Annotated in this window: 8 protein-coding genes and 1 pseudogene; 6 read left to right on the forward strand and 3 right to left on the reverse strand. The window is 68.2% G+C overall.

The window, feature by feature from the left end; genetic code table 11:
* Nucleotides 1-15 precede the first annotated feature (15 nt).
* The 5 genes from sufC (at nucleotide 16) to sufA (ending at nucleotide 4485) form a co-directional block, all read left to right on the forward strand.
* A complete protein-coding gene (gene sufC, locus MKK68_RS12320; protein ID WP_147726382.1) occupies nucleotides 16-768 on the forward strand; it encodes a Fe-S cluster assembly ATPase SufC in 753 nt (250 codons plus the stop codon).
* 4 nt (nucleotides 769-772) lie between these two features.
* Nucleotides 773-2095: a SufB/SufD family protein gene (locus tag MKK68_RS12325; RefSeq protein WP_244030510.1), complete on the forward strand. Its 1323-nt coding sequence runs from the start codon at nucleotides 773-775 to the stop codon at nucleotides 2093-2095.
* Nucleotides 2096-2321: 226 nt separating this feature from the next.
* Entirely contained in the window at nucleotides 2322-3566 is a 1245-nt protein-coding gene (locus MKK68_RS12330; protein WP_243945334.1) for a cysteine desulfurase, read from the forward strand.
* Between the two features lie 52 nt (nucleotides 3567-3618).
* Nucleotides 3619-4002 (forward strand): SUF system Fe-S cluster assembly protein, encoded by a 384-nt coding sequence (locus tag MKK68_RS12335; RefSeq protein ID WP_147726384.1) that lies wholly within the window; start codon nucleotides 3619-3621, stop codon nucleotides 4000-4002.
* A gap of 105 nt (nucleotides 4003-4107) precedes the next feature.
* Entirely contained in the window at nucleotides 4108-4485 is a 378-nt protein-coding gene (sufA, locus tag MKK68_RS12340) for a Fe-S cluster assembly scaffold SufA (RefSeq protein ID WP_147726385.1), read from the forward strand.
* 8 nt (nucleotides 4486-4493) lie between these two features.
* On the opposite strand, the gene MKK68_RS12345 is transcribed toward sufA, so the two are convergent.
* The 3 genes from MKK68_RS12345 to MKK68_RS12355 form a co-directional block, all read right to left on the reverse strand.
* Complete coding sequence (locus tag MKK68_RS12345; protein ID WP_244030511.1) at nucleotides 4494-5555, reverse strand: GGDEF domain-containing protein; 1062 nt, start codon at nucleotides 5553-5555, stop codon at nucleotides 4494-4496.
* A 111-nt stretch (nucleotides 5556-5666) separates the two neighbouring features.
* Entirely contained in the window at nucleotides 5667-7247 is a 1581-nt protein-coding gene (locus MKK68_RS12350) for a DEAD/DEAH box helicase (RefSeq protein ID WP_244030513.1), read from the reverse strand.
* 204 nt (nucleotides 7248-7451) lie between these two features.
* Nucleotides 7452-7718, reverse strand: a complete 267-nt coding sequence (locus tag MKK68_RS12355) for a hypothetical protein (protein ID WP_147729495.1) — start codon at nucleotides 7716-7718, stop codon at nucleotides 7452-7454.
* A gap of 399 nt (nucleotides 7719-8117) precedes the next feature.
* Here MKK68_RS12355 and MKK68_RS12360 point away from each other — a divergent pair.
* Nucleotides 8118-8339: pseudogene (locus MKK68_RS12360) on the forward strand (porin family protein); the annotation flags it as partial.

Here is an 8339-nt window from a genome sequence, read left to right on the forward strand (position 1 = left end):
CGGGACTACGCGAACATGCTCGAAATCAAGAACCTCGTCGTGCAGATCGAGGACAACCGCATCCTCAACGGCCTGAACCTCACCGTGAACGACGGCGAGGTCGCCGCGATCATGGGGCCGAACGGCTCCGGCAAGTCGACGCTCTCCTACGTCATCGCCGGCAAGGAGGACTACGAGGTCCTCGACGGCGAGATCCTGCTCGACGGCCAGAACGTGCTGGAGATGGGCGCGGATGAGCGCGCCGCGGCCGGCGTGTTCCTCGCCTTCCAGTATCCGCTGGAGATCCCGGGCGTCGGCACGATGACCTTCCTCAAGGCCTGCCTCAACGCCCAGCGCCGCGCCCGCGGCGAGGCCGAGATCGCGACCCCGGACTTCATCCGCCAGGTCAACGCGGCGGCCGAGAAGCTTGAGATCAACAAGGACATGCTCCGCCGCGCCCTCAACGTCGGGTTCTCCGGCGGCGAGAAGAAGCGCATGGAGATCCTGCAGATGGCGCTCCTGCAGCCGAAGTTCTGCGTGCTCGACGAGACGGATTCCGGCCTCGACATCGACGCGTTGCGCATCGTCTCCGAGGGCGTCAACGCCCTGCGCGCGCAGGGCCGCTCGTTCCTGGTCATCACCCACTACCAGCGCCTGCTCGACTACATCGTGCCCGACACCGTGCACGTCATGTCGAAGGGCCTGATCGTGAAGACCGGCGGCAAGGAGCTCGCCAAGGAACTCGAGGCCTCCGGCTACGCCGAGTACCGCACCAACGAGGCTGCGTAAGCTCATGGCCGACATCGCCAATCTCCGCACCAGCGCCGAGACCGGTCTCTCGACCCTGTTCGAGACCGCCCGCAAGGGGTTCGGCAGCGAAACCGCGATCTCCCGCGAGGAGGCGTTCCGCTTCTTCGAGGCCGCCGGCCTGCCGAGCCGCCGCGTCGAGGCGTTCAAGTACACCGACCTGCGTGCCGCGATGCAGGAAGCCGCGCCGCCGGCCGAGACGCCGGCGCTCGACCTCGCCACGTCCGCCGTCGCCGCCGCGACCGCGTTCTCGGCGGTCAAGGCGGTGCGCCTGACCTTCGTCAACGGGCACCTGATCCGCGAGCTGTCCGATCTCGATCGCGTGCCCGCCGGCGTCTCGGTATCGCCGCTGAACGAGGCCCTGAGCCGGGGCGATGCGCGCCTGAAGAACCTTGCGCCGGTGGCGCAGGCCCGCGAGAACCCGATCTATCAGCTGAACACCGCCTTCCTCGCCGACGGCGCGCTGATCTCGGTGGAGGCCGGCGCCAAGGTCGAGACCCCGCTGCACCTGCGCTTCGTCGGCGCCGGGGCGGAGGGCTTCTCCACCGCGACGCGCGTTCTGGTCGAGGTCGCCGACGGCGCCGAGTTCACCTTGCTCGAGACGCACGAGGGCCCGAACGGGCTGACCTACCAGCCGAACGACGCCCTCGACGTCCATGTCGGCAAGCATGCCGCCTTCCGGCACGCGCGGATCAACCGCGAGGGCGACAAGGCGATCGCGCTCTCGACCATCAGCGTGCGGCTCGACGACGAGTCGAGGCTGGAGACGGTGAACCTCGTCACCGGCGCCGTGCTGTCGCGCCACCAGATCTACATGCACGTGGCCGGCGAGAACGTGAACGCGGTCGTCAACGGCGCGGCGATGCTCGGCGACGGGCAACTCGCCGACTCCACGCTGCTGGCCGACCATGCTGCGGTCGGCGGCGTCGGCCGCGAGATGTTCAAGACGGTGATCGACGGCGACGCCACCGGCGTGTTCCAGGGCAAGATCATCGTCCGCCAGATCGCGCAGAAGACCGACGGCAAGATGAAGTCCGATTGCCTGCTCCTCTCCGACGAGGGGCAGATGATGAACAAGCCGGAACTCGAGATCTTCGCCGACGACGTCGCCTGCGGCCACGGAGCCACCTGCGGCGCCCCGCACCAGGACCTGCTGTTCTACCTCATGGCCCGCGGCCTGCCGAAGCCGATCGCCGAGAGCCTGCTGGTGCAGGCCTTCGTCGGCGAAGCGGTGGAGTCGGTCACGCACGAGGGCGCCCGCGCGGCGCTCATCGGCGAGATCGAGGCTTGGCTGGCCTCGCGGGGGTGATCGGCCCCGGTCGCGTGCATCCTGGAAAATGGGTGATGTGACCGCGATCCCTCCCAGAACTTCATCCTGAGGCGCCCACATCGGTGGGCCTCGAAGGAGGGGACGAGGGGTCGCACTATCTCTGGAGACCTCCGTCGAGGCCTCCGCTTCGCTTCGGCACCTCTGGACGAGGCTGCAGGTTGGAGGGGCGATGCTTGCGAAAGACCGCCGGTTCGAGGCCGACACCATGAACGCTCCTCTCCGCCAGCCTACCTACGACGTCGAGGCGATCCGGGCGCAATTCCCGATCCTGTCGGAAAAAGTCTACGGCAAGCCGCTGGTCTACCTCGACAACGCCGCCTCGTCGCAGAAGCCGCGCGCGGTGATCGACGCGATGGTCACCTGCATGGAGAGCGGCTACGCCAACGTCCATCGCGGCCTGCACTTCATGGCCAACGCCGCGACCGAGGGGTTCGAGGGTGCCCGCGAGACCACGCGGCAGTTCCTGAATGCCGCGTCGACCGACGAGATCATCTTCACCCGCAACGCCACCGAGGCCTACAACCTCGTGGCCGCGTCGATGGGCTGGGCCGGGATGATCGGGGAGGGGGACGAGATCATCCTCTCGATCATGGAGCACCATTCCAACATCGTGCCCTGGCACTTCCTGCGCGAACGCCGCGGGGCCGTCATCAAGTGGGCGCCGGTCGACGACGAGGGCAACTTCCTCGTCGAGGACTACGAGAAGCTGTTCACGCCGCGCACCAAGATGGTCGCGATCACGCAGATGTCGAACGTGCTGGGCACGGTCACGCCGGCGGCCGAGATCGTCCGCATCGCCCACGCCCACGGCGTGCCGGTGCTGCTCGACGGCGCGCAGAGCGCGGTGCATCAGCCGGTCGACGTGCGGGCGCTCGATTGCGACTTCTTCGTCTTCACCGGTCACAAGGTCTACGGCCCGACCGGGATCGGCGTGCTCTACGGCAAGAAGGAATGGCTGGAGCGCCTGCCGCCCTACCAGGGCGGCGGTGAGATGATCCGCACGGTCAGCCAGGAGGCGATCACCTACAACGATCCGCCGCATCGGTTCGAGGCGGGCACGCCGGCGATCGTCGAGGCCGTCGGCCTCGGCGCGGCGCTGGAGTTCATGATGTCGGTCGGGCGCGACAAGATCGCGGCGCACGAGGCCGCGCTCACCGCCTATGCCCAGGAACGGCTCGGCGCGATGAATGCGATCCGGCAGATCGGCACCGCGAAGGGCAAGGGCGGCGTCATCGCCTTCGAGATGAAGGGCGCCCATGCCCACGACATCGCGACGGTGATCGACCGTTCGGGCGTCGCGGTCCGGGCCGGCACGCATTGCGCGATGCCGCTGCTCACCCGCTTCGGCGTCACCTCGACCTGCCGCGCCTCGTTCGGGATGTACAATACCCAGGCCGAGATCGACGTGCTGGCCGAGGCGCTCGCCCGCGCCGAGATGATGTTCGCCTGAGCGTTTGGACTGGGTCGCCCCCCTGTCGCGGTGGCCCGATGAGGAGATGAGCATGAGCAGCGACGCGACGATCACCGGAGGCGCCAACACGCCGAAGGTCGCCGGAGCCGAGGGCGTGCCGCCCGCCGAGCTCGACCGGCTGACCGACGATATCGTGGCCGCGCTGAAGTCGGTCTACGATCCCGAGATCCCAGCCGACATCTACGAGCTCGGCCTGATCTACAAGGTCGACATCGACGACGACCGCAAGGTCGCGATCGACATGACGCTGACGGCTCCGGGCTGCCCGGTCGCCGGCGAGATGCCGGGCTGGGTCGAGGATGCGGTCGCCAAGGTCCCGGGCGTCCAATCCTGCGCGGTGACGATGGTGTTCGATCCGCCGTGGGATCAGAGCCGCATGTCCGACGAGGCCCGCGTCGCCCTCGACATGTGGTGAGCGTCACCGAGCGGTATGGACCGTGCTCCGCGCGATCCTTATCTTAAGACCGTACGCGCACCCTCAACCGCCCGGGCCTTGAACCCGGCTGCCGGAGAGACACCGATGTCCACGAGTTTCAAGGTCATGTCGCTGACGGATGCGGCAGCCGACCGCATCAAGGCGATCATCGCCGACGCCGACCGGCCGATCGCGGGCCTGCGGGTCGGCGTGAAGAACGGCGGCTGCGCAGGGATGTCCTACACGATGGAATATGCCGAGGATCGCAAGCCCGGCGAGGACATGGTCGAGGATCGCGGCGTGAAGGTCTTCGTCGATCCGAAGGCGCTGCTGTTCCTGCTCGGCACGCAGATGGACTTCCAGTCCAGCAAGCTCGCCTCGCAGTTCGTGTTCAACAACCCGAACCAGACCTCGGCCTGCGGCTGCGGCGAGTCCGTCGCGATCACGCCGGTCGGCCCGGAGCGGCTGCTCGCCTCGGCCTGAACCCGCGATCAGGCGACCGCGGCGACGAGGTCCGCCGTGGTCGCATCGTCGAGCGTGCGGTTGCGGCCGGCGCGCTTGGCGGCGAACATGCACAGGTCCGCACGCTCCAGCAACGAGACCGGCGTGTCGCCGCGGCGGTAGCACGCCACGCCGAGCGAGATCGTGACCTTCCCGAGCGATTCCCCGGTCGAGCGCTTGATCAGCTCCCGGCCCATCACGCTGGTTCGGACTTTCTCCGCGATGGCGTAGGCCGTTTCCCGGTTCGTGCCGGGCAGCAGGATGCCGAACTCCTCGCCGCCGAAACGGGCGAGCATCGCGCCCTTCTCGACGCTTTCCCGCATGACGACGGCGACCAGGCGCAGCACCTGATCGCCGGTGAGGTGGCCGTAGAGGTCGTTGAAGCGCTTGAAGAAATCGATGTCGAGCACGACGAGGCTCGAGGACGTGTCGAGCGAGGCGCGATCGAGCGCCTTGTGCAGCATCTCCTCGAAATGCTTGCGGTTCGCCAGCCCGGTCAGGGGATCCGTCAGGCTCTCGATCCGCGTCGCCTCGAGCTTCTCGCGCAGGGATTCGACCTCGGTGCGGCTTTCCCGCATCCGCGCCTCGAGGGTCCGGTTGTTCGAGGCGACTTCCCGCGTCGTCGCGACCAGGGTGGCCACGATCTCGCGCAGGCGCGCTCGGTTCAGCGTCGAGACGGAGAGGTCGTGGCTCAGAGCGCGCAACGACTCGCCGTACTGCGCGGCCGAGCCGAGCGAGAGGTCGAGCATCTCCATGACGCCCTCGATCTCGGTCAGCATCGTCGCGCCGGTCTCTCCGGCGGCCGTGACGTAGCGCGAGCCGCCGAGATAGCTGTCGTAGAGATCGTCGACGTCCGAGGCGGACAATCCCGCGTTCGTCGCGGTGAGACGCTTGATCGCGTCGTTCATCAGCGGCTGATCGCCGGAGACGTAGGTGTACCAGACAGCGTAGGCCCGCGGTGTCGCCGAGGGCCCGTAATCGCGCATCAGCTCCTGGGCGCGGCGCGCCAGGGCGAAGCTGCGATCGCGGTCGGCATAAAGCCCTTCGCTCATCCGATCCCCATCGTCCATCGCCGCCCCGTCGCGTCGGCGTTCGGGTCGGACGCCGCAAGCTACCTTAAGGAGCGTGGACGGAGGGTTAAGGCCGAGGTCGCGATCTGCGGCTCAATCCTGCTTCTTGATCACCGCCGGCCGCAGCATGAAGGCCGGAACGTGCTCGCCGAGACCGACGGGCGTATCGCCGTCCTCGTCGCGGCGGCGCCCATAGCCGCGCTCGTCGCGCGACCGCTCCTGCGGAGGGCGAGCCGCGGGGGCGGGAGTTCGCTCGGGGCGCGGACGCGCCTCGGCTGCCGGACGGCGCGGTGCCTCCCGCCGCGCCTCGTCCGGTCGCCGCTGAGGCTCGCGCCGAGGCGAGGTCTCCGCGACCGAGTCGGACTCTAGGTTGGCGAAAGGCTCCGTCTTGACGGAATCCCTCCGTCCACGCGACGACCGCGCCTCCCGCGGCGCCTCGGCCTCGGCGGGGACCTTTCGGCCGCGTCGCGCGGAATCGCCGGCGCGTCCGCGATGGCGGGTGCGCGTCTCGCCCTCGTCGGTGCCTTCCTGGCTCGGCGCGGCGGTGTCGAGGTCCCCGTCCATCCACGGGATCGGCTGCCCGATCAGCGACTCGATCGCCTGGAGCGAGCGGTCGTCGCTGCGGCTGACCAGGGTGAAGGCCGCTCCCGAGCGGCCGGCGCGGCCGGTGCGGCCGATGCGGTGGACGTAATCCTCGGGATGGTTCGGAACGTCGAAGTTGAAGACATGGCTCACCGCGGGGATGTCGAGGCCGCGCGCCGCGACGTCGCTCGCGACCAGCAAGGCCGTCTCGCCGCCGCGGAAGGCATCGAGGGCGGTGGTGCGCGAGCGCTGGTCCATGTCGCCATGAAGCGCGGCGGCATCGAAGCCGTGGCTCACCAGCGACTTCTGCAGCAGCGCGACGTCGCGCTTGCGGTTGCAGAAGATGATGCCGTTCTTCAGGTCGGCCTCGCCGCGGATCAGCTTGCGCAGGCGCTCGCGCTTGGCGCTGCCGTCCGACGAGGTCGCGACCAGACGCTGCACGATGGTCGAGGCGGTGGAGGCGGCGCGCGCCACCTCGATCCGCTCGGGATTGTGCAGGAAGATGTCGGCGAGCCGCTCGATCTCCGGCGGCATGGTCGCGGAGAAGAACAGCGTCTGGCGGGTGAACGGCACCATCTTCACGATGCGCTCGATGTCGGGGATGAACCCCATGTCGAGCATGCGGTCGGCCTCGTCGATGACCAGGAGCTCGACGCCGCTGAGCAGCAGCTTGCCGCGCTCGAAATGGTCGAGCAGGCGCCCCGGCGTCGCGATCAGCACGTCGGTGCCCCGGGTCAGCTTGGCGTCCTGGTCGGCGAAGGAGACGCCGCCGATGATCAGGGCGACGTTGAGCTTGTGGTTGGTGCCATAGCGATCGAAATTCTCGACCACCTGCGCCGCCAGCTCGCGGGTCGGCTCGAGGATCAGCGTCCGCGGCATCCGCGCCCGCGCCCGCCCGTTCTCGAGCATGGTCAGCATCGGCAGGGTGAACGCGGCCGTCTTGCCGGTGCCGGTCTGCGCGATGCCCAGGACGTCGCGCCGGGCGAGCACGTGCGGGATCGCCTGGCTCTGGATCGGCGTCGGTTCCGTATAGCCGGCGGCGGTGACGGCCTGGAGGACCTTGTCGCTCAATCCGAGATCGGCAAATGACATAATCTTTTGAGAACCGTTGCGCGCGGGGTCGGGCAGGGCCGGCGCGGAGGACATCGTCGCGGCGACGGCAGCGACGGCCGGTCGGGTCGACGGCCCGCCGCGCCTGCGAGTGCGCGGGACACTTAGGCCCTTGCAACCACTTGTCAATCTGATGCACCCGGACGAGCCGGGGTTTCCCCCTCCGAAAGCCGCGAAGACTGCCCCTTATGGGCGGAGGCCTCGCATGCCCGAGGGGAGGTTGCAGGGATCGAGCCTCACGGCGCGAACGCCCTGCGCGATCGAGCCGGTCGTCTCCGGATCGGCGATCGTCCCCCTCGACGTCGCCTGAGCCATACGGGTCGGCTCGGCGTTCCGATCGGCCCGCGCGAAGTGATGGGCTGCCGCGAGGGCGACGATCGCGGCGACGCCGGTGGTCTGGATCGTCCAGCGCAGGATGCCGTGCGACTTCGCCGACCCGATGTCTTCGCTCATCGCGCACCTTTCCGCCGAATTCCGGCCCCTCGCGGAGATCGACGGTGAAGGCTCATGGTTAATCTTCGCCTTACGGCCGCAACGGCTTCCGAGGGAGGAAATAAAATGCCACCGCCCGAGCAGGGTCATGACATATGATAAGCACGGCTCCGGTCTTCGGTAAATCGATCGTGAATCCCGGACAACAGAACGAGGCGTGGGGCGAACCCTGATCTTTCCTGCCGGACCATGTGCGCCAAGACACACCTGCGAACGACATCGCGTAAGCCGGGCGTAACCTTCATCTTTCGTTGACCGCTTCCGGGTCATCTGAGCGAGCTTGTTGCAGGAAAGCGACAGACCGAGCGGGCAACCCGGCTTAGAACAAACTCGGCTTTGCCAACCAGGACCTGGAAAAAAATGAAGAGCCTTCTCCTCGCCACCACCGTTCTCGCCGGCCTCACCGCCGTCGCGTCCGCCGCCGACCTTCCGCGTCGCGCTCCGCCGCCGGTGTTCACCCCGGTTCCGGTGTTCACCTGGACGGGCGCGTACTTCGGTATCAATGCCGGCTACGGCTTCGATGCCAACGACAACCGCGGCGCCACCGTCGTCGGTGTCTCGCCGCAGAACGCGATCTTCGCC

The sequence above is a fragment of the Methylobacterium sp. E-016 genome, from assembly GCF_022829745.1.
Taxonomy (GTDB): Bacteria; Pseudomonadota; Alphaproteobacteria; order Rhizobiales; family Beijerinckiaceae; genus Methylobacterium.